Source organism: Rhodococcus sp. GB-02 (genome assembly GCF_053470465.1).
On the sequence record NZ_JBPUKE010000002.1, the window covers coordinates 989,487 to 1,010,590 of the forward strand.

Below are 21,104 nucleotides of genomic sequence, written 5' to 3' on the forward strand. Positions count from 1 at the left end.
CTGCTAGATGGGCCGGTACCCGGCGCCAACTCCTCCGTGGGCATCGATCGTGTCCACGATGGAGGTCATGTTGGTGCCGAGTTCCGGCCCCAGGCACGGCACCCAGAGATAGGCATTCACCATCGCGACCAGTGTCGTGCCGACCGTGACCGGAGCTCCCGAATCACCATGGTCGACGCAGATCTGAGTCCAGGTGGATGCGTCTGCGCTCAGGTCTCCCCAGACGACGCCGCAGGTGGTGCCCGTCGTACGGCCTTCCTTGCAGGCTGTGGCCGGGAAGCTGGCCGGAGCGCCGATCGACGTGATGGTGGCCGCGCCCACCGTTCGAACTGGTGTGACTTTGGCCGGATCGAACTGTATGACGCCGTAGTCCAGCTCCGGGTTCGACTCGACGAACGTGCCGACCACGCCCGCGCCCTCATTGCTTTCCGGAATCACGGAAGATCCAGGGCCACCGCAGTGACCTGCGGTGATGCCCACAAGTCTGCCGCCGTTGTCATGACCGATGGTGGTCAACGTACACACCAGCTGGTTGTCGATGATGATGCCCGAACCACCGCCCATGGGCGTGGGTGCAGCAACCGCGTTACTGCTGACGATGAAGCCGAGTCCGAGTGCCAAGACCAACGCTGCCAGAGCCGAAACAATTCGCTGCAACATCACAATCTCTCCGCCGGTAATCTCCCCGCTGCAAAAAACGCATACCCCGGAAAGTGCGGACTTACGCAGCGGTTCTAGTCGGTAGCTCCGAGCGCCTCGAGCATCTTGCGAGCCTCTTCGAGTTGACGACTCAACTCGTCGACTCGCGCCGCAGCCATGTCTCGCGCAGCGACGATGATGGACTCGACGGCTTCGATGGCGGTGGGCTCACCCAACTCGCGGACGGCTCGCTCGACTGCATCGGGTGCGACCGGAATCGCTTTGCCCGGACGCTTCGCGCCCTGTGTGACCGTCACACTCCAATCGTTGTCCGCACCCGCATGGATGGTGACGCTGATGCCGGCGGGCAGTTTCTTCGCACGCTTGACGGCCGGGCGAGGTGTCGCGGCAGGAGTAGCCGGGGCGGTCGACACCGGGGCGGGTGCAGACTGTGCCCGGGGCTTGGGCCGAACGGGCTCTACGAGTGGCTCCATCGGCTCCATCAAGGGTTCGGACTCCACAACTGGTTTAGGCCGCGGCGCCGGTTTGGCCGGCGACGCGGACACACGGTTGATGCGCAATTCTTCTGCCTCGAAAGGCAATTCGTCGTTGACACCTTTGGGGCGGATGAGCACGGTATTGCCGTCCACCGACACGACTTTCGCCGAGGTACCGGCTTCGATCCCCAGGCTGGGGGTTGCCTCGCGCAGATAGACGGTGGCGCGCTTGCCTTCGGCGACAGCCGTGGCGAGCGCTGCCAGATTTTCCGCAGTGAGGTGATCCGGCGTTGATGCGGCAGCGCCGGAACGTCTACGGGGTGGCATGCGCAAGTCCTTTCAGAAGAATGTGGTGCATTTCAGTATCGATAGTGCTTTTCTCGGGGCAACTCTTGCACAAGCCACCGACGTGTTCGCTCTCACCGCCCGCATGAGCCCGAGGATTCGGAGGCGGTTCAGCCGATTCAGTACTGTTCTCGGGGCACCGCGTGGAAGATGGTGGACAGTAATTCGTTGCGACAAGAAGGAGCACGGTGAGCAGTTCGGAGTCAGAGTGGATCGACGAGGTCACCGAACCCGCACCTGCTGAATCTCACGCTGCCGAACCCCACACTGCTGATCCGGTCGACGTCGATGCTCATCTGCTCAGCCGAATTCAAGCCGACATCGAGGAGTCTCTCCTCGGCGGGCCCCGTTGCTTCACCCAGTCGCAGATCGCGGAATTCGCCGGTGTGACACGTGAGCGTGCCGATCGTTTGTGGGTCGCGATGGGCTTTGCAGTCGACGAGGATCCCGACGCGGTCATGTTCACCCAGCAAGACGCCAACGCACTCAAGACGATCATCGACATGGTCAATCGAGGAGTCATCTCGCAGAACAGTGAGGTGGCAGCCGCTCGTTCTCTCGGACAGTCGATGTCGAGGTTGGCGGAGTGGCAGGTCTCGCTGATCAGCACCCACATCATCGATCAGCTTGCGGACTCGGTGGATCACGAACCCGACGCCATCAGAAATGTCGTTCTACGTCTGGGCGCCGAAATCATTCCCGCTGTCGAATCACTCCAGACGTACGTCTGGAAGCGCCACGTCGCGTCGTCGACGGGCCGCAACGTGGGAAACCCGGGCGAAGAAGTCGCGAGTCGTGTTCTGGTCGTGGGTTTCGCCGACATCGTCGGGTACACCTCGCTGACCCGCGGCCTCGACTCCGCCGAACTCAACGATCTGCTCGAGCGGTTCGAGTCGGCGTCCACCGAAATCATCGGGCGCAACTACGGCTGGGTGGTCAAGACCGTCGGTGACGAAGTCATGTTTGCCGCCGAAAGTCCCCACCACGCCGCCGAGATCGCTTTGCAGATCCAACAAGCCGTCCTCGCCGATCACGACGATCCACAGCTTCGGGTGGGTCTGGCCATGGGGCCGACGTTGGTTCGCTTCGGAGATCTCTACGGTTCGGTGGTCAACAAGGCCGCGCGCCTCACCAGCTCCGCTCGTCCCGGCACCGTGCTGATCGACTCAGAGCTGGCCACCCAGCTCGGCTCGGACGCCAATTTCAAACTGCGACACCTTCGTCCGCGACGAGTGCGCGGCATCGACCGCCTCGAGCAGTACGTGCTACGACGCAACCTGGAGCCGTGAGCGTCAGCTCGACACTCCGCGTGCAGCCAGAAAGTCGTCTACGATCTGCTCACACGCAGCCTCCCCGAGAGGCGTCAGCGTGGCCAGCTTGGTGAGCACCAAAGGTCCGACCAACTGAGCAAGTGCGACGTCGTAGTCGTACTCCCCCAACGCGTCGATCGCGTCCGGCGCGCGCAGGATCCGATCGAACGCGTGACGGTACTGCTCGAAAACCGTCTGGCGCAGCGATCGCAATTCGGGCTTGTCCGTGGACAGGGCATCGACGCTCGAGTAACCCTTCAGCTCCGGCCCCAAGCCGAGCCAGCACATCGCCGTCACCTGGATCGGTGCGCTTTCGATGGCCTTGGCCTGACTGGTCAACAACTCGAGCAATTGCGCGCGGAGATCGCCTTCACCGGACATCTCCGGCACGGGCGGTAGTAGACGTGCAAATGCCGCGGCGAGTAACTCCGTGCCGCTGTCGAAATGGCGATACAGCGTCGCACGGGCGACGTTGGCCAACTTGGTGACGGCATCGATCGTCACGGCGTCGACGCCGCCTTCTGCCAGCAGCTTGGTCGCTGCGTCGAGCAACCTGGACCTGGAACGCTGTTTGCGCGGGTCCTCGTCGTTTCCCTGCTGTTCGATTCCCTGCTTGTCGATTCCCACCGTCACAACTTCAGTTATACCCACTTGGGGGTTGTGGAACTGCTGGTCTTGTAACGATACTGATGGTCTTGTTTCTATCGGGAGGTTTCGTGAGTAGCGATACGACGCTCGAACAGTCCACGTGGACCATCCGACAGATCTGGATGCTGACGGTCGCGTGCTGCGCCGTCGCGCTGGTCGTCGCAGCGATGGCCGCGCTCAACACGGCCCTTCCCGACTTGGCCCGCGATACCGGTGCAACACAAAGCCAGCTCACGTGGATCGTAGACGGGTACACGCTCACGCTGGCTTGTCTCTTGTTGCCGGCGGGCGCGCTCGGCGATCGTTACGGTCGACGCGAACTGCTCATGTTCGGACTACTTGTTTTTGCTGCCGGCTCGTCGATACCGGTCCTCGCGGACGAACCGTCGTGGATCATCCTCTCCCGCGTGATCTCCGGCGTCGGCGCCGCATTTGTCATGCCGGCGACGTTGTCTCTACTCACTGCAGGTTTCCCGCCGGCGCAGCGTGCCCGCGCCGTCGGAGTCTGGTCCGGCGTCGCAGGGTCCGGTGCAATCGCCGGACTGGTCGTCTCCGGCCTGCTCCTCGAAAAGTGGTCGTGGCATTCGATATTCGTCAGCCTGGCCGTCGTCTCCGTCCTGATCCTCGCGGTATCGTTCACGATCGTGACGTCGAAGGACTCGGAGGCAACTCCACTCGATCTTCCAGGCACCGCACTGATTGCCGGCTCGATCGGACTGTTTGTCCTGGGGATGATCGAGGCACCCGCCCGTGGTTGGTTCGATCCGGTGGTTCTTGCTCTGCTGATCGGCGGAATTGCCATGACGGCAGTCTTCAGCTGGGTCGAATTACGCACTCGCCATCCACTTCTGGACGTCAGACTGTTTGCCAATCGCGCATTCGGCAGTGGCGCAGCGTCACTGACCCTGCAGTTCCTGGCGACCTTCGGCCTGTTCTTCCTGATCGTGCAGTATCTGCAACTGGTACTCGACTACTCCCCCCTGCAATCGGCGCTAGCCCTCATGCCGATCGCCGTGCCGGTGATGGCCCTGTCCGTGGTTGCGCCCCTGATGATTCCGCGTATCGGTCTACGCGCCCTCACCGCCACCGGAGTCGCCTTCCTCGGAACCGGAATTGCACTCCTGACTCGCTTGGACGCCAATTCGACCTATGCCGAAGTCTGTGTTCCCTTGGTAGTGGCCGCCATTGGATTGGGTTTGTCGACAACCCCCGCAACTGCTGCCATCGTCTCCAACGCACCGGACTCCAAACAGGGAGTTGCATCAGCAGTCAACGACGCAACCCGTGAGATCGGCTCCGCCATCGGCGTTGCACTGGCGGGAAGTATCCTCGCCGCAGGCTACGGAAATCACGTCCAGCCCGCGGTCGACTTGCTACCCGAACCGGCCAAGGAACCGGTCTCCGGTTCTCTGGCCGCTGCTCTCCACGTCGCCGAAGCAGCCGGGCCGCAGGGTGCCCAGTTGGCCGACTTCGCCCGTGAAGCCTTCATCAAAGGCATGGACCAAGGAGCACTCACACTCGCCGCGATCATGTGGGTATCTGCGATCGTTCTGGGATTCTGGGCTCCGGGTCGTCAGCGAGGCTGACCGCCTCGTCGATACGCCGGGGCCTTGGTCGCCTGCTTCGACTGCAACGTCTGCAGCAGGGGCATCGACCGGAGCGGTACCACCACCGAGAGAACCATGACGCTGGTCGACCGGGTGGCTATCCCCGACCGATTCAGTTCGAGCAGCGTCGCTTGCAAATCCTCGTGCGAAGCAGCGGCAATCCGGCACAGCACGTCACCGGAGCCGGTGGTGGCAAAGGCTTCGAGCACACCGGGGATTGCCTCGAGTTCCGCTGTGACGGTGTCGAGCGCCCCCTGGGCGATCTGCAAAGTCACGAATGCCTGTACTCCGAAACCCGCTGCAGCCAAATTGATGTGCGGCGCGTATCCGGCGATGACGCCCGCATCTTCCATCCTTTTCAATCTCGCCTGCACTGTCGCCCGCGCAACCTTGACCTGACGCGAAAGCTCCAACGCACCGGCTCTCGGGTGCTTGTTCATCGCGTCCAACAGAGCCAGATCCACTGCGTCGAGATTCACGTCTGCTCCACTCGTCGTTCAACTATGCAAATTGTCTACAAAACAGTGCCACCATCTTCGCATTCCGGCGCTGTGTCTACTTTCAACTACCTCCGTTGACTACCCAACCTTTGAAGGACTTATCTGTTTGTACTGGCAGTGCCGAACATAACTCGAGCACCGCGCTGTGTACATCGCACTCAGAGGGGACTCATCATGACCGTCGAACAGACTCTCACCGACGACGAACAGTTGGCCGGCCTGGATCTGGAGCAATTGCGCCAGTTGGTCGGCTTGGTCGAGTACGACAGCGATCACGATCCTTTCCCCGTGAGCGGTTGGGACGGCCTCGAATGGATCGTCGGAAATGCCACGCAGACTTCACATTTTTTCCAGTCCGCGTTCGGCATGGAATTGGTGGCCTATTCAGGCCCGTCGACGGGAAACCGCGACCACCACGCGTTTGTACTCAAGAGTGGGGCGGTGCGGTTTGTCGTCAAGGGTGCTGTGGATCCGGCAAGTCCGCTGATCGAACATCACAGCCGTCACGGCGACGGTATCCGCGACATCGCGCTCAGCGTCCCGGACGTGGACAAGTGCATCGCACACGCCATCGCCCAAGGTGCGACAGTGTTGGTCGAACCGCACGACATCACCGACGAGCACGGCACCGTTCGCCTGGCCAGCATCGCGACGTACGGCGAGACTCGGCACACCCTCGTCGACCGTTCCCGCTACACCGGCCCTTACCTTCCCGGATACGTCGAACGGACGTCGTCGTACCGCAAGCGTGACGGCGCGCCCAAGCGAATCTTCCAGGCCCTCGACCACGTGGTCGGCAATGTCGAACTCGGCAAGATGGACCAATGGGTCGACTTCTACAACCGGGTCATGGGATTCACCAACATGGCCGAGTTCGTGGGTGGCGACATAGCCACCGACTACTCCGCGCTGATGAGCAAGGTCGTCTCGAGCGGCAATCACCGAGTCAAGTTCCCACTCAACGAACCTGCCATCGCGAAGAAGCGGTCACAGATCGACGAGTACCTCGAGTTCTACCAAGGTCCCGGCGCTCAGCATCTCGCGCTTGCGACCAACGACATCCTCGGAGCAGTCGACGCTCTCGTCGACGAGGGAATCGAGTTTCTCTCCACTCCTGCTTCGTATTACGAGGATCCCGAACTGCGCGCGCGTATCGGGGAGGTAAGAGTTCCCATCGAGGAATTGCAGAAGCGAGGCATCCTCGTCGACCGCGACGAAGACGGCTATCTTCTTCAGATCTTCACCAAACCGATCGGAGATCGTCCCACCGTGTTCTTCGAGATCATCGAACGCCACGGCTCACTGGGATTCGGGCTGGGAAACTTCAAAGCTCTGTTCGAAGCGATCGAGCGTGAGCAGGCCGCGCGGGGCAACTTCTGAGGTAGGTCAGCTGGCTTGGGTCCATGCCCAGACCACCGCGGGTCGCCCGGTGGCACTGACCCGGACTCGTTCGTCCGTACGTTCCAGCCCTGGCAACGCTTTGAGTGTCCGGTTCAAGTTGCCCGGGTCCGGACGCACACCGGAAAGCTCCTCCGCCACTGCCAGCGCGTACGACGCCGGAAACGACGGTCCCAGTAGTGCACGCGTGAAAGCCTGATCACGCCACAACAGGGTGTCAGCGAGGATCGGGCGGGTATCGGCGACTATCCGATTGTGGTCGAACGCGAGGTCCCCCGGGTTGTCCCAACTCACCCATTCGGCCGAACCCGGCACCTCGTTCGACGAGATCACTGCCCACATGGTCACCGAGAGCGTCGGACCGCGAGGGTCGCGATTGGGCTCGTCGAACACGGTCAGTTGTCCACCGGCCAGGATCTTCTCTTCGGGAATTCCGAGTTTAGTGGTCACCGCTCGCCTGGCGGCATCCTGCAATCTCTCACCGGCGCCGAGAAGTACACCGGGCAGCGCCAATTGCCCGGTGTACGGCTCCGCTTGCCGCGGCGTGACGGCAAATCGCAACATCCCGGGCTCCGGATTGCCGAAGCGGAGCGCGATGACATCGATCGAGACAAGTGACTGGTCCACACTGTCCATCATGCAGGCACTGGGCATCGCACCTGACGATCGGCCCGGTCGGCACCGTCCGCGGTCAGAACCACCGGCGCCCCCATTTCCTCGCTCAGATACCGGGCGAAATCGTCCGGGTCGGCCGGAAGTTCCTTCGGCACGACCCCTACGGCTTTCAAGGAATCTGTCAGCTCCTGTTGGTGATCGAGATCCTTCCACTCTCCGACGGGAACGGACGGCAGTCCTTCGTATGCCTGCACTCCGTGTACCGGGGTGCCGGCAACCCGCGCACGATCCATCGCATCGAGATGAGTCAGCGCCAATCCGTCGACACCGCCGCTCACCTCGATTGCGTAGCGCAACAACAATTCGTCGAGGTGCCCCACCCGGAATCCGCCTTGATACTCACCGGCCCCGTTGTGCAGCTCGGGCAACACCTTCGCCAGCTCCAGATCCTCGGTCGGGAACGGTCCAGCTCCGTGTCGTGTCATGTACGTGCGGGTGACGCCGAGTACATAACTGTCCCGGCCCAACTCATCGATCATCGCTCGCACGTTGGACGGCTCGACAGTCGACCACGTGGTGTGTGGGTGAAACCCCCGCCACTCGTCGAGAAGGACACCTTGTGCCCCCTCGAACACCAGACGACCACCGGCACCCAACGCAGCCAGCGCATCCGGGTCGGCGATGTCCACTACATCACCGAATTCGGCATACATGTCGACCATGTCGTCGATCGGCGGAAAACCGTGGCGACTCTCCGCGATCAACGGTCCGTAGAATGTGGCCAACGCCGACAACTTAAAACGCAAGGAATCAGGTCGCCGGCAGTCTCCCACCGTAGGCGCATTCGCAACTTCGAGCGCATACGCCGCAGTCTCACCGATCCCCTTGCCACACGAGCCGTGCCGGTTACCGCCGCGAGCATCCTCGCGGGCCCTGTTGGCGGCCACGTGAATCGGCGTCGTCAACAAAGCGCGCGCGTCGATCCGTATCAGATCGAACGGATTTCGAACTCCGAGCGCTTCCAGAGCACGCGTCTCCCGGGCGAGCGCGATGGGCTCGACCAACACGAATCGCGAAAGAAACGTCGGGACGCCGGACAGCGTTCCCGAGCCGAACTGCGAGAACGTGTGGTGGCGCTCGCCGACCGTTACGTTGTGCGCTGCCTGTGCCCCACCGTTGAACCGAACCACTGCGGCCACATCCAGATCGGCTTGATCGGAGCAAAGCCAATCGACCGTTGCTCCCTTCCCTGCATCTCCGAACCCGAGGTCTACGACGACGATATCGCGGTCTTCGAATGGCTCCATCATGATCTCCTTCTAGGCGAAATCGACATCGTCCGTACCGGTTCCGAGATCGTGGGGCAACCCGGCCACCGTCGCGGTGCTGCGCCCTGGAATCAGAGCGAGAGCCTTGCCGACAGTCTCCGCTTCAGCCCTGGAACCGATGTCACGGAGATCCGCCAGTCCGTCACGCAGGTCGATACGGTCCTCGCCGATTCCGACCGTCAGCGCGATCAGTTCGCACACCGCGGCGGGATCGTCGAGTTTGACGAACCGTTCACCGAGCAACTTCTTCCAGTGATCCGCGATTTCCGGATCGTTGAAGTACGACGACTGATCCGGCAGAACGAAGTAAACATTCCATCTTTCTTCGAGTTCACGGTAGATCGACGGTACCGATACGTCCTGACGAACCTTGTCACCGATCACCGAACGGATGTGACGAGCCGAGAGTCTCGGCTTGTTCAACTCGTCGCCGATGACGAAGAGGTAGCCCTTCCGTCCCCGCTTCTCCCAGGCGTCGGTACTCGTGTGACGCGCCATGAAATATGCCGCCAATTCATAGCTTTCCGATTTCTGACCGCCTCCGTTGCCTTCGAGAAAAATGGTGCGTAGCTGTTCGTCCATCGCGTTTCCCGACTCGAACTGTCCCACTTGAAGCGGCACCCGGTCGGAATCTGCGTCGCCGATACCGCCGAACAGAATCTGCGGATCATCCGCATATCCTTTCCGTTGCAGCAGTCCGTGCAGCTTCCCGAGCTTGTCCTGCATGATGCGAGGGACAGCACCCATCGAACCGGTGACATCGAAAAGCACTGCTATCGGCAGAGAATCGGGGTGTCCGTCCGAATCTCGGCATTCACGCTTGTCGACGCCGAAGGGGTCGAGGGTCGGATCCGCTTTCCAACTGCTTCGCGGACGCGACCGAAGCGAATCGGTGTAACCGAAATCGTCGACACCGCGTGCGGCACGAAAAGTCTTGCCCGCCAAATAGGTGTTGTCGTCCCAGTATCCGTAGCCCATGACAATCACTGTCCTTTCGTGGATGGAACGGCGAACGGACGAAATGTCCGCTGGCCATAGAGAAGATCGAGGAGTTCGTCGAACTCACCCAGTAGGTCGACCGCGTCGGGACGTAATCTCGGGTTGTCCTGCATGCAGCCGTCGGCAAACGCCTTCATCCGTTCGTGGGTCTGCTCGCCCAGCATTCGGAGCATCAAATGATGAGCCATGTACACGTCCCAGGCCGGAGACGCTCCTTCGCCGAGTTCCGGTGGGTACGAATCACGATCGGAACCGATCGTCGCCACCGGGCGGCTGCCCGTACGGGTGGCAAAGGACCAGCCGACCAGCACCACCCCGTGCCGATCAGGCTCGATCAGCACGTTCTCCGCGGTAATCGCGGTGTGCACCCAACCAGTCGCATGCGCTGCTGCCAGAGCACGAAGTAGCCGTCGGTGCATCCACGCCCAGTCCCGTGGATCGAGGCCACCTGGATACGCCTCACGGACGTCGGCGAGACTCACAAAACCTTCGGTCAGATCGTCCAGCACATCGATCTGACGTCTCGTGCCGCTGCCCACATGGGTGATTTGATCGATCAATCGCGGGAAGTACGAGACTGCCCAACCGGCTTCGCTCGAATTCGCGATGTCCGTCAGCACATTCCGTTCGGCCTCGATCATCGAGTTCGCCCGAGGGTTTCGCGGAATCTTCAGTACGACACCGGCATCGGACCGGTACAGGTTAGCGACCGAGCCGCGCGCTACCAGTCCACCCAACGAATACTCTCCCCGCTCGCCCACATATACGGGACGAGAATCTGCGGACTCGAACTCTGCCGACCAACTCCGGTACAGCTCGTTCAACCGAGATGTTGCCGCCGAGTACCGCACCCGATCTTCGGGCTTCGCCCGGTCCGGATGAATGGCGGAGGCGATCCGATGAAAACGACGCTTTGCAGAGCGACGGGTGTCGAGATCGCTGGAGTCTCCCCCGAACACATCGGCCGAAACTCGTGCTGCCTCGACGATTTCAAGTGCCGTGCTGATCGTTTTCATAGTTTTAGTCTAACTGACTAAAACGAAGACGGCAAGAACGCGCATTACATCCGAGTACATGCGCATCACATCAGGACACGGCAATCACCTGGCGGCACCGAGGGCTGAAACAGCTTTGCGTAGCTCGATCACTGCCGGACTGCTGTCGCCCTCGCGGGTACACAGATCGATCGAACACTGCTCGATGTCGGAAATGCGCACGAAACTGATATCCGAGCGGGTGTAGTACTCGGCAATGGTTGCTGCCGTTATCACCACCGCCCGACCGTTGGCGACAACCTCGAGCGCTTCGTCCATCGTGCGGACCGAGGGACCGTACCGGACAGGTACACCACTCGGGCGCGGGTCCACCGACCACCATTTCACCCATTCGGGTGGTGCGCCGTCACTCGAAACCTGCACAGTCCCATCTATTTCAGAAATCTCGATGCTCGCGCGACCCGCCAACCGGTGCCCCCGAGGCAGGGCCACCACCCGCGGTTCGACGCCGATCCGTTCGAGCACCACACCGTCGAGCACCGGCAGCGGCGGTCGCACGAATGCCGCGTCGACGGTCGCGCTCGCCACCGCCGAAACCTGTTGGGACCAGTCCAGTTGGACCAGCTCCACCTCCGCATGCAACGAATCGATCACCGCACGCCCCAAACTCCCGGCAGCCCCGTTGATAAATCCGATCCGAAGCCGCCTGGCCCGCCGACGCTCGAGTGCGTCGAGACCGTTCATCGCGCGAACGGCAAACTCGAGAGCGGGCCGCGCATCCGCGACGAACACCTCACCCGCGGCGGTGAGCACCACCGGATGCGAACTGCGATCGACCAACTCGACTCCCACCTGCTCCTCGAGTCGACGAATCTGCTGACTGAGAGCAGGCGCCGTGACGAACAACCGGTCTGCCGCTCGTCCGAAGTGCCCTTCCTCCACGACGACGAGCAACGAGGACACCAACCGCAGATTCAGATCTTCACCTCTCCTCGCCTTTTTCATTACCGTCCATTCGGTTGTTTTTTGCCGCGGTGAATCCACAAAGTGACGACCATCACGGTATCTGAACAGCGGAGTTAAGCAAACCGGCAATTTTCGAACGAAGTTCTACATGTACAGCGAATGCCTCGCCAGGTCACAGTTGTCGCAGATCCGGACAGCCCGCCGAATCTGCGAAACCAGGAGATGTGATGAGCAAGTACGAGCACGAATTCGTCCACATGATGGATGGCGTCGAAAAGCAATTGGAAACCATCGACAATCCGCGGCACCAGAAGATCCTCCGAAACTACCGGCGCCACGCATTGCTCGAGGTCTCCGGTCGTTACAAGGAAATCCTCTCACCCGACATGACCGTCGAAGAACCCGTCTACCGGTTGTTCGAAGACGGGCAGTCGATTGTTCTGGACGGCATGGACGCCGTCACCAACTTCTACCAGTCACTCGCCGAGACGGACACCCTTGTCATGTGGACCGGACAGTCCGACTTCGCGGTCTCCGACAGCGGGTTCTCGGGTGAGACCCTCTTCAGTCAATTCGTCCCAGGATCGATTCTGGGAGACGGGGTGTTCGGCGCGGTGCACGAATCGAGTGGATCCACGCCCGCAGCCCCCGAACAGTCGTCGGACATCGACCCCGACGGTTGGTATCTCGTGCGTCGGACCTTGGCATTCGTCTGGCCGTACGACGAGCAGGGGCGACTCATCGGTGAGCATGTCTACGAAGATTCTGCTTCGAAAGTCGTGACCAAGGTGGACCCGAGCGAAGTCATCACGGCGGCGCGCGCAGCCGAACTGCTTGCCCCACTGCTCGAAACGCACCTGCCGTGAGCGCGCCCGTAGCCATTGTCACCGGCGCAGCTGCCGGGTTGGGCGCCGCTATTGCCGAGCGCCTTGCAGAGGACTTCGGCACCCTGCTTCTCCTCGACATCGAAGAGGCTGCACTCGCCGACACCGCAGCACGCCTGGAAAGCCTAGGCGTAGCAGTCCACACGGCACGATGCGACGTTCGACGTGAAGGTGACGTCAAGAACGCGTTCGACGTGGCTGCGTCGGCCGGAAGTCCGACTGCACTCGTCAACGGTGCCGGAATCGGCGTCTTCACTCCGTTTCTCGAGATCACCGAAGACCAGTGGGACAACACCTTTGCGGTGAACACCAAGGGCAGCTTCCTGATGTGCCGCGAATTCGTGAGTAGAACCGAGGGTCCGGCAGCGATCGTCAACATCGCGTCGATCGGTGCCCGCTTGGGCGGTGACATGCTCGCGCACTACGGACCGTCGAAGGCCGCCGTGATCGAGATGAGTCACAGCGTCGCCCGGATCGGCGCGACTCGAGGACTCCGTTCGAACACGGTCATGCCCGGACTGATCCTCACCGACATGTGGCTTCGAACCATCAAGGAACTGCGTCGACGCGATCCCTCGCTCACAGATGTTTCCGATGCTGACGTCTTCGATTCTTTTGTCGCCCAGATGGTTCCGATGGGTCGAGCTCAGACGCCCGGAGACATCGCCGAGATGGTCGCGTTCTTGCTCAGCGACAAGGCTCGCAACGTCACCGGGCAGACGATTGCCGTCGACGGCGGCGCCGTGATGACCTGATCGGGTCGATGGCGGTCAGCCCCAGCGCGACTGGCCGCCGTCGAGCGGGATCGTGGCACCCGTGAGGTACCCGGCGTCTTCGCTGACGAGGAAGACGACGGCACGACCGATGTCGGTCTCGGGGTCTCCGACGCGTCCCAGCGGGATACCCGCGACAAATGCCGCTGCCTCTTCAGGATTCTTGTCCATCCACCACTGCAGTGCTGGAGTCTTGGCGTGCGGGGCGACGTTGAGAACGCGGATGTTGTCCTTGCCCCATTCGCAGGCCGCGGCGCGGGTCAACGAGCGCATGCCTTCTTTGATGGAACCGTAAGCGCCGTAGTTACTGGCATCCCAGCGCACGGCCGCCGAGGTGACCATGTTGATGATGACGCCGCCCCCTCGACTGTTCATGTGCGGGTACGACGCCTGCATCATGCGCAGGGTGGCGAGTGGCCCCGTCGCGAAGGAACGCTCGAAGTCTTCGTCGAGCACGCTCAAGAGCGGGCCTGGCTTGCAGTCGTTGGCGTTGTTGACCAGGATGTCGATTCCGCCGAACAGTTCGACGGTTCGGTCCACGGCCGCCGTGATGTCGTCCTTCTTGCTGACGTCACAAACCACGGCCTCACCGCGCGCACCGATGTCAGCGAGTAGTCCGCAGGTGGTGTGCAACTTGGATTCGGTGCGACCGGCAACGGCGATCACGGCGCCCTCTTTGGCCAAGGCCAGGGCAATCCCCTGCCCGATTCCCTGACCCGCACCCGTGATGAGTGCAACTTTGCCTTCGAGCTTGCCCATGTGACTACTCCAATGTCTGTCGACGCAGAGGTCCCTTTGCGGGAAGGACCGGTCGATTCTGGTGACTGCCGCCGTTTGTCGTCTACACTCGACCTACAAAACAACCAAGCACTTGCTTGACCCTAAGGTGTGCGACCACGTCGCGTCAATCACATTGGGCGGCAATTCAGCTCGGCACCGCACCAGGAAGGCTCCACCGTGACACTGCCCAACCCCGTCGATTTCAGCGGACGCTCGGTGATCGTCACCGGCGGCACCAAAGGCATCGGCTACGTCATCGCCGAAACCTTCCTCGCCGCGGGTGCAAACGTGCTGGTCTGTGGCCGTAACGAGCCCGAAAACCTACCCACCGCCGACGGCCGTAGCGCAGCCTTTCGCGCCACGGACGTCCGCGATCCCGCCGACGCCGCAGCCCTCGTCCAGGATGCCGTCGAGCGCTTCGGCCGTCTGGACGTCCTGGTCAACAACGCCGGCGGCTCCCCCGATGCCGATGCTGCGACGGTGTCACCCCGCTTCGTCGAGAAGATCGTGGCCCTGAACCTGTTGGCACCCTTCAACGTTGCCCAGGCTGCCAACGCAGTGATGCAGACTCAGGACGACGGCGGTGCCATCATCAACATCGGCAGTGTCTCGGCAATCGATCCGCAGCCCGGAACCGCGGCGTACAGCGCAGCCAAGGCAGGCCTCCTCGTTCTTACCAAGGCATTAGCCCTCGAATGGGCGCCGAAGGTGCGGATCAACCACATCACCACCGGCCTGATCCGTACCGAGGCTGCCGCCGAGGTCTACGGCGCCGACGGCGGCGCTGCGGTCACCAGGACCATTCCGATGGAGCGCATGGCCGTCCCGGCCGATATCGCCAACTCCTGCCTGTTCCTGGCGAGCCCACTCTCCTCGTACGTCAACGGCGCCGACATCGCCGTTCACGGCGGCGGTGAGTACCCGGCTCGCTACATGGCGACCCACCAGGATTGAAACAAATACAAAGCAGCCCCTGAGCGGATTCGCTCAGGGGCTGCTTCTTCGTGCGAACAACTGCGGGGTGCGACGAGGGGTCAAGCACCCCGCAGTTGAGTATGGAGGGACTAGTGGGCGGAGAAGCTCACTCGTGCACCGGAAATCGCTACCTGACCATCCTTGGTGACCTGGAAGGCCAGGTCATCGGGAGAACCCCACGCAACGATGGACGGCGCTTCACCCGGATGGATTGCCGCAGCGAATCGACCCTCGAGGCTCACGAGGTCCGCCGGATGCACTCCGGTGACCCGGGCAAGCTCGAGCGTGCTCGCGGCCAACGTGCACAGGCCGTGCATGATCGGACGCGGCTGGTTGACCCGCGCTGCAGCCTCGGGATCGATATGGATGTGGTGCTTGTCGCCCAGGAGCCGGTACATCGCCGTCTGGTTCTCCGCTGTGGTCAGCACACCGGTCAGCGAAGGCTCGCCAGACGGCTCCGCCGGACGTGAGGGTCCACGTTCGCCGCCGAATTCGCCGGAACCGGGAGCAAAAAGTGACCAGGTCGCGACGAAGTACTCGCACTGCACCTTCACCTCGAACACCGCAGCAGCACCCTTGTCCCACACCTCACCGACCGAAGCCTTCAACGTCACCTCACCGCTACGCGGAAGCGGAGCAAGCACTTTCAACTCTTGCGAGCCGTGCAGTGCCGTCGAGGTGTCGAAGGCGCCCGCCGAACCCAGAGCGTCGGGAGCCCACTGCGCCAGTGTCAGAGCAAAGGTCGGCAGTACCCGAAGCTGATCCTCGAAGACGAGGTCCAGCTCGGTTGCCTTGGCGCCCACGGCAAGTGCGTACAGGATCGCGTCGCGCTCGGTGTACGACACGGTGCGGGTCCCGAGATCGGCTCCGCGCCAATCGCCGGCGGTCTTCGCAGCTTCCGAAGTTGTCACTGTCTTTTCCTCTCTCAAACAGCGCCGAGAACGAGACCGCTGGTGGGTACTGCTGTTCCGGCTGTGACCAATACGTTCTCGACGCCCTCGGGCTGGTTGGTCGACGTGCCTCGCACCAGTCGCACACCTTCGGCAATTCCGTTGACGCCGTGCAGGTACGCCTCGCCGACCTGACCACCGTGAGTGTTGGACGGCAGGCGTCCACCGATCTCGAGGTTGCCTTCGCGGATGAAGTCCTTGGCTTCGCCTGGCTTGCAGAAGCCCAGTTCTTCGAGCTGGGGAAGCACCAGCGGAGTGAAGTGGTCGTACAGGATCGCGGCGTTGATGTCGTCCGGTGTCAGGCCACTCTGGCCGTACAGCTGACGAGCAACCAAGCCCATTTCCGGGATACCGGAGATGTCGGGCCGGTAGTAGCTGGTCATCATGTGCTGATCCTTGCTACTGCCCTGAGCAGCACCCTTGATAATGACGGGTTTGTTGGCCAGATCCTTTGCGCGCTCGGCAGAGACGATGACCAGCGCCTGGCCGCCGTCGGTTTCCTGGCAGCAGTCGAGCAGGTGCAGCGGCTCGGCGATCCAGCGCGAGTTCTGATGGTCCTCGAGCGTGATCGGACGCTCGTAGAACCAAGCAGCCGGGTTGTCGGCGGCGTGCTTGCGCGCCACCACTGCAACTCGTCCGAAGTCCTCACTCGTCGCACCGTACTGGTGCATGTAGCGGCGGGCGAACATGGCGACCCACTGAGCGGGAGTCGACAGGCCCTGAGGGGTCATCCACGCATATGCGGCGCGGTCAGCCGTGCTGTCCATGGGGCGATCGTGCTGGCCCAGGCCGTAGCGCACACCGGAGCGCTCGTTGAAGGCGCGGTAGCAGACCACGACGTCGGCAACACCCGTCGCAACTGCCATGGCTGCCTGCTGCACAGTGGCACACGCAGCGCCGCCACCGTAGTGGATGCGCGAGAAGAACTTGAGCTCGCCGAGGCCACAGTTGCGAGCCACGATGGCTTCGCCGTTGGTCTCCGACGTGTAGGTGGACAGACCGTCGACCTCGGACGGATCGATACCGGCATCCGCGAGCGCGGCCACGATGGCCTCACACGCCAACTGCAGTTCGGTGCGGCCGGAGTTCTTGGAGAACTCGGTGGATCCGATGCCGACGATGGCAGCGGCACCCGATAGCGGGCTGATCGCCATCAGGGCCTCACCTCTTCCTTGAAAGCGACTGCGACGGTGCCGGATGCATGGTTGCCGAGACTGTTTGCACCCTGCACCTTGACCACGACAACACCGTCTTCCTTGGACACGACCTCACCGGTCATCGTCATGGTGTCGCCCGGGTAGTTGGGCGCCCCGAGACGAATGGCGATGCGGCGCAGGGTCGATGCCGATCCGGCCCAGTCCGTGACGTACCGACCGACGAGACCGTTGCTCGTGAGGATGTTCATGAAGACATCCTTGGAGCCGCGCTCCTGGGCCAGGCTCGGATCGTGGTGCACGTCCTGGAAATCGCGGGTGGCGATTGCGGTGGCGACGATCAACGTACGGGTCAACGGGATCGCCAACTCGGGCAATGCCTCTCCGACAACGACGTCTGCGTAACTGCGACCGGCAAGTACGGTCATGCGAGCACCTCCACACCGGATGCGAGCTGCGCACCCAGACGCGCTAGATCGGAGCTGGAACCGCCGAGGGTGGCAGCAATCTGCTTGCCCCACAACAGGTGACGGTGAACCGGGTAGTCGGTGTCGACGCCCATGCCGCCGTGAACATGCGTGGTACGATGCACGACGCGCTGTCCGCCGTCGGTAGCCCACCACTTGGCGACCAGTACCGAGGTGCCGAGATCCAGTCCCTCGGAGATGCGCCAGGCGGCCTGCCACAGTGTCACGCGCATCGCTTCGAGATCGATGTAGCAGTCAGCGAGTTGATGATTGACGGCCTGGAAGGTCGCCAGCGGACGGCCGAACTGCTTGCGGCCGTTCAGGTACGTGACGGCCTGCGCGACTGCACCCGACCCGACGCCCCATTGGATTGCGGCCAATGCCAGCTGAACTCGGTCGATCAGCCACGGAACCGTCGTACCGTCGGCCGCACCGATGAGCTGCGCCGGTGCACCGGCGAAAGTGACGTTGGCACAGATCTCCCAGTTGGTGGACTGCGTCTGTTCGAGCGTCACTCCCTCGGCACTCAGGTCGACCAGCAGCAGTGCTGTGCCGGTGGAAGTTGTTGCCGAGACGAGAGCAAGACTCGCGATGTGAGTCATGGGCACTACTGCCTTCTCACCCGTTAGAGTCCAGTTGCCGTCGGCGTCCTGCTCAGCCGTGGTCAGTGGGTCGCCGCCCGTGTACGGACCGAACTCTTCGAGACCGACGGTCAGGAATCGACTGCCGTCGGCAACTCCCGGAAGAAGTTCGGCGCGAAGGGAATCAGAGCCGAATTCGTTGACAGCCAATGCTGCAAGGGTCGTTTCCCAGATCGGCACGGCCGCAACGTGACGTCCCTGCTGTTCGAGCAGTGCGTACAGCTCGGACAAGCCGAGGCCACCGCCGCCGAACTCCTCCGGCAGGGCGATTCCGAGCAGGCCGGTGCTCGCGAGTTCGCGCCACAGTTCACGGTCGACGCGCTCAGCGGAGAGTTCGATCTCCTTGGTGCGCTCGATCGTTGCCTTGCTGGTGAAGACCTCGTCGGCCAGTGCGCGAATTGCTTCCTGCTCTTCGCTGAAATTGAAGTCCATCAGTGCTCCTCGCGTACGGCCGGCCGGAACGCGGGAAGCGTCAGATCCGGGTCGGCGTCGATCCAGTCAAGTTCCACGGGCATGTCGACCACGACATCTTCGGGCGCGATACCCATCATGTTGGCGATCAATCGGGTTCCCTCTTCGAGTTCGATTACCGCAACGATGAGCGGGTAGTCGAACGCGTCGATCTTGGGGTGGTGATTGACCACGAAGCTGTACACCGTGCCCCGGCCCGACGCGTCGATCGTGTCCCACTCGAGTGACCGGCACTCCCCGCACATCGGGCCGGTGGGATGACGCAGCGTCTTACAGGACGTGCAGCGCTGGATCACCAGACGGTGCTCCCTGGCTGCTTCGAACCAGAAAGCGTTGTCCGCGTTGAGAGCCGGACGCGGACGCAGTGCACGAGGAGCTTCGGGCGCAGCAGATTCCTGAGGCTTGAACCGCAGCGTCCGCCACCGCTGGGTGCCGACAACTTGGTCGTCACCGTTGCGGTAGGTCTTGAGCGTCGTGACGAAGTGCCCGACGCCGAGGCCGGTCTTCTTCTCCGGTGAAATCGACTCGATGACCTCGGTGTAGTTCACGCGATCGCCGGGGCGCAGTTCGGCGAAGAACTCCTGATCGGAATCGGTGGCCACGACGGAGGAGTATCCGGCCGCGTCGAGGGTGGCAATCAGATCGGTCCACACCTGCGAGGGGTCGTTGCCCGCCATCTTGTCGGTGAACGTCCGCATGATCCAAACCTGGAGCATCTGAGCGGGAGCGACGACGCCGTCACGGCCGGTGGCGCGGGCGGCTTCGTCGTCGAGGTAAACGGGGTTGGTATCGCCCATGGTTTCGGCCCAATGCCGGATCATGGGGATGTTGACCTCGTCGGGCCCCCAGGTGGTGGGAACCAAAGTCTGGCCGACAAAAGCGTCGAGTTGCGCCGAAATGTCGCTCATTTGACCCTCTTCTCGCGAACGAGTCCCAAGCCGATGGTGCCGACCATGTCACGCAGAACTTCGTTGACGCCGCCGCCGAAGGTGTTTACGACACCCTGACGCGAGATCTGTTCGATCTGACCGGCAAGCAGCGCACCCGGAGACTCGGGGCGGATGCGTCCGGCGGAGCCGAGAATTCCGAGGAGGGTGCGGTAGACGTCGACGTGAGTTTCGGTGCCGTACGTCTTGGTGGCACCGGCGTCGGCTCCGGAGAGCGTGTCCTGTGCGACGGCTGCCGTCATCTTCCAGTTCAGCAGTCGCATGGCCTCGAGCTTGGCGTGTGTACGAGCGAAGTCCTGCTGCACCCACGGGATGCCGATGGCGCCGTTTTCCTTGGCCCAGTCCAGGACCAGATTCCACAGACCGTACGTGCGACCACCGATGGCTGCCAAGCCGATTCGCTCGTGATTGAGCTGAGCCGTGATGAGCTGCCAGCCGCCGTTGACCTCGCCGACGACGTCCTTCGACGGAACACGAATACCGGAGTAGTACGTGGACGTCACCATCAAGCCGCCGACGGTGTTGATCGGTGACCACTCGAAGCCTGCGTCCTCAGTGGGGACGATCAGGATCGAGATGCCCTTGTGTTTGGGGGCATCCGCGTCGGTGCGGCAGGCCAGCCACACGTAGTCGGCGGTGTTGGCGCCACTGGTGAATATCTTGTTGCCGTCGACGATCCACTCGTCACCGTCGAGGACCGCACGGGTCTTGAGCGAAGCCAAGTCCGTTCCGGCCTCGGGCTCGGTGTATCCGATGGCGAAGACGATGTCGCCGGCGAGAATGCCGGGCAGGAATCGTTCCTTCTGCTCTTCGGTGCCGTACTTCATCAACGTCGGTCCGACGGTATTGACCGTCACGAAGGGGAACGGCAGACCCGCGCGCTGAACCTCGTCGAAGAACACGAACTGCTCTTCGATGGAGCGTCCCTGGCCACCGAATTCCTTGGGCCAGCCGATACCGAGCCAACCGTCCTTGCCCAGCAACTTCACGATCTCGCGGAAGTACTCGCCACCCACGCCTTGCTCGCCGGCCGCGCGACGCTTCTCTTCCGGCAGCAGCGCCGCGAAGTACGCGCGCAACTCCTTGCGGAGCTCCTGCTGCTCGGGCGATTCCCTCAGATCCATCGCTGTTTCTCCTATGGCGTTCATGGCTGGCAACTCTTGGCCTGGACGCTAACCAGATGCCCCGGTGGGCGCTGTGAATGTCTCGATGAGC

22 protein-coding genes are annotated in these 21,104 nt (G+C 62.3%); 6 read left to right on the plus strand and 16 right to left on the minus strand.

The genetic code is table 11. The features are described 5' to 3' along the window. Window positions 1-3 precede the first annotated feature (3 nt). Window positions 4-660 (minus strand): S1 family peptidase, encoded by a 657-nt coding sequence (locus ACSW29_RS17845; RefSeq protein ID WP_448277889.1) that lies wholly within the window; start codon window positions 658-660, stop codon window positions 4-6. 74 nt (window positions 661-734) lie between these two features. Next, on the minus strand, window positions 735-1,463 hold the full coding sequence (locus ACSW29_RS17850) for a DUF6319 family protein (RefSeq protein ID WP_448277890.1): 729 nt from the start codon (window positions 1,461-1,463) through the stop codon (window positions 735-737). Window positions 1,464-1,777: 314 nt separating this feature from the next. Between ACSW29_RS17850 and ACSW29_RS17855 the strand changes: the two genes are divergently transcribed. Next, window positions 1,778-2,770: an adenylate/guanylate cyclase domain-containing protein gene (locus tag ACSW29_RS17855; protein WP_448278167.1), complete on the plus strand. Its 993-nt coding sequence runs from the start codon at window positions 1,778-1,780 to the stop codon at window positions 2,768-2,770. 3 nt (window positions 2,771-2,773) lie between these two features. Here the strand turns inward: ACSW29_RS17855 and ACSW29_RS17860 are convergent, their stop codons facing one another. Beyond that, entirely contained in the window at window positions 2,774-3,424 is a 651-nt protein-coding gene (locus ACSW29_RS17860; RefSeq protein ID WP_230815333.1) for a TetR/AcrR family transcriptional regulator, read from the minus strand. Between the two features lie 56 nt (window positions 3,425-3,480). On the opposite strand from ACSW29_RS17860, the gene ACSW29_RS17865 reads away from it, so the two are divergent. Further along, window positions 3,481-5,025 carry an MFS transporter gene (locus tag ACSW29_RS17865; protein ID WP_448277891.1) on the plus strand — a complete coding sequence of 515 codons (1,545 nt, stop codon included), beginning with the start codon at window positions 3,481-3,483 and terminating at the stop codon, window positions 5,023-5,025. Here the strand turns inward: ACSW29_RS17865 and ACSW29_RS17870 are convergent. After that, window positions 5,013-5,525, minus strand: a complete 513-nt coding sequence (locus ACSW29_RS17870; RefSeq protein WP_448277892.1) for an Lrp/AsnC family transcriptional regulator — start codon at window positions 5,523-5,525, stop codon at window positions 5,013-5,015. The genes ACSW29_RS17865 and ACSW29_RS17870 overlap by 13 nt on opposite strands. Before the next feature lie 195 nt (window positions 5,526-5,720). Between ACSW29_RS17870 and hppD the strand changes: the two genes are divergently transcribed. After that, window positions 5,721-6,926 carry a 4-hydroxyphenylpyruvate dioxygenase gene (gene hppD, locus ACSW29_RS17875; RefSeq protein ID WP_317825733.1) on the plus strand — a complete coding sequence of 402 codons (1,206 nt, stop codon included), beginning with the start codon at window positions 5,721-5,723 and terminating at the stop codon, window positions 6,924-6,926. A gap of 6 nt (window positions 6,927-6,932) precedes the next feature. On the opposite strand, the gene ACSW29_RS17880 is transcribed toward hppD, so the two are convergent. The 5 genes from ACSW29_RS17880 to ACSW29_RS17900 form a co-directional block, all read right to left on the minus strand. Further along, window positions 6,933-7,583 (minus strand): NUDIX hydrolase, encoded by a 651-nt coding sequence (locus ACSW29_RS17880; protein ID WP_317825734.1) that lies wholly within the window; start codon window positions 7,581-7,583, stop codon window positions 6,933-6,935. Next, complete coding sequence (locus ACSW29_RS17885) at window positions 7,580-8,869, minus strand: adenylosuccinate synthetase (protein ID WP_411742513.1); 1,290 nt, start codon at window positions 8,867-8,869, stop codon at window positions 7,580-7,582. Before ACSW29_RS17885 ends, ACSW29_RS17880 begins: the two co-directional genes overlap by 4 nt. A gap of 9 nt (window positions 8,870-8,878) precedes the next feature. Next, window positions 8,879-9,865 (minus strand): hypothetical protein, encoded by a 987-nt coding sequence (locus ACSW29_RS17890; RefSeq protein WP_448277893.1) that lies wholly within the window; start codon window positions 9,863-9,865, stop codon window positions 8,879-8,881. A gap of 5 nt (window positions 9,866-9,870) precedes the next feature. Beyond that, window positions 9,871-10,902 carry a hypothetical protein gene (locus ACSW29_RS17895; RefSeq protein WP_448277894.1) on the minus strand — a complete coding sequence of 344 codons (1,032 nt, stop codon included), beginning with the start codon at window positions 10,900-10,902 and terminating at the stop codon, window positions 9,871-9,873. Window positions 10,903-10,986: 84 nt separating this feature from the next. Further along, a complete protein-coding gene (locus tag ACSW29_RS17900; RefSeq protein ID WP_317825736.1) occupies window positions 10,987-11,886 on the minus strand; it encodes a LysR family transcriptional regulator in 900 nt (299 codons plus the stop codon). Window positions 11,887-12,074: 188 nt separating this feature from the next. On the opposite strand from ACSW29_RS17900, the gene ACSW29_RS17905 reads away from it, so the two are divergent. Continuing rightward, window positions 12,075-12,713: a hypothetical protein gene (locus tag ACSW29_RS17905; RefSeq protein ID WP_230815323.1), complete on the plus strand. Its 639-nt coding sequence runs from the start codon at window positions 12,075-12,077 to the stop codon at window positions 12,711-12,713. Beyond that, entirely contained in the window at window positions 12,710-13,486 is a 777-nt protein-coding gene (locus ACSW29_RS17910; protein WP_007732641.1) for an SDR family NAD(P)-dependent oxidoreductase, read from the plus strand. The genes ACSW29_RS17905 and ACSW29_RS17910 overlap by 4 nt, the downstream gene beginning before the upstream one ends. A 15-nt stretch (window positions 13,487-13,501) precedes the next feature. On the opposite strand, the gene ACSW29_RS17915 is transcribed toward ACSW29_RS17910, so the two are convergent. Continuing rightward, the gene (locus ACSW29_RS17915) at window positions 13,502-14,263 is read right to left on the minus strand and encodes an SDR family NAD(P)-dependent oxidoreductase (protein ID WP_020909130.1); all 762 of its coding nucleotides are present in this window, start codon (window positions 14,261-14,263) and stop codon (window positions 13,502-13,504) included. A 198-nt stretch (window positions 14,264-14,461) separates the two neighbouring features. Here ACSW29_RS17915 and ACSW29_RS17920 point away from each other — a divergent pair, with 198 nt between their 5' ends. Further along, a complete protein-coding gene (locus ACSW29_RS17920) occupies window positions 14,462-15,238 on the plus strand; it encodes an SDR family oxidoreductase (RefSeq protein WP_003940546.1) in 777 nt (258 codons plus the stop codon). Between the two features lie 110 nt (window positions 15,239-15,348). Here ACSW29_RS17920 and ACSW29_RS17925 read toward each other — a convergent pair whose 3' ends face one another. From ACSW29_RS17925 to ACSW29_RS17950, 6 genes are read right to left on the minus strand one after another with little or no spacing between them, the layout of a single operon-like run. Next, entirely contained in the window at window positions 15,349-16,170 is an 822-nt protein-coding gene (locus tag ACSW29_RS17925; protein ID WP_448277895.1) for a MaoC/PaaZ C-terminal domain-containing protein, read from the minus strand. 14 nt (window positions 16,171-16,184) lie between these two features. After that, window positions 16,185-17,363 (minus strand): lipid-transfer protein, encoded by a 1,179-nt coding sequence (locus ACSW29_RS17930; protein ID WP_230815313.1) that lies wholly within the window; start codon window positions 17,361-17,363, stop codon window positions 16,185-16,187. Further along, the gene (locus tag ACSW29_RS17935; protein WP_448277896.1) at window positions 17,363-17,791 is read right to left on the minus strand and encodes a MaoC family dehydratase; all 429 of its coding nucleotides are present in this window, start codon (window positions 17,789-17,791) and stop codon (window positions 17,363-17,365) included. Before ACSW29_RS17935 ends, ACSW29_RS17930 begins: the two co-directional genes overlap by 1 nt. Continuing rightward, window positions 17,788-18,903 (minus strand): acyl-CoA dehydrogenase family protein, encoded by a 1,116-nt coding sequence (locus tag ACSW29_RS17940; RefSeq protein WP_448277897.1) that lies wholly within the window; start codon window positions 18,901-18,903, stop codon window positions 17,788-17,790. The genes ACSW29_RS17935 and ACSW29_RS17940 overlap by 4 nt, the downstream gene beginning before the upstream one ends. After that, on the minus strand, window positions 18,903-19,850 hold the full coding sequence (locus ACSW29_RS17945; protein WP_448277898.1) for a bifunctional MaoC family dehydratase N-terminal/OB-fold nucleic acid binding domain-containing protein: 948 nt from the start codon (window positions 19,848-19,850) through the stop codon (window positions 18,903-18,905). Before ACSW29_RS17945 ends, ACSW29_RS17940 begins: the two co-directional genes overlap by 1 nt. Beyond that, window positions 19,847-21,013, minus strand: coding sequence for an acyl-CoA dehydrogenase family protein (locus ACSW29_RS17950; RefSeq protein WP_448278168.1), 1,167 nt, complete (start codon window positions 21,011-21,013; stop codon window positions 19,847-19,849). Before ACSW29_RS17950 ends, ACSW29_RS17945 begins: the two co-directional genes overlap by 4 nt. Between the last annotated feature and the right edge of the window lie 91 nt (window positions 21,014-21,104).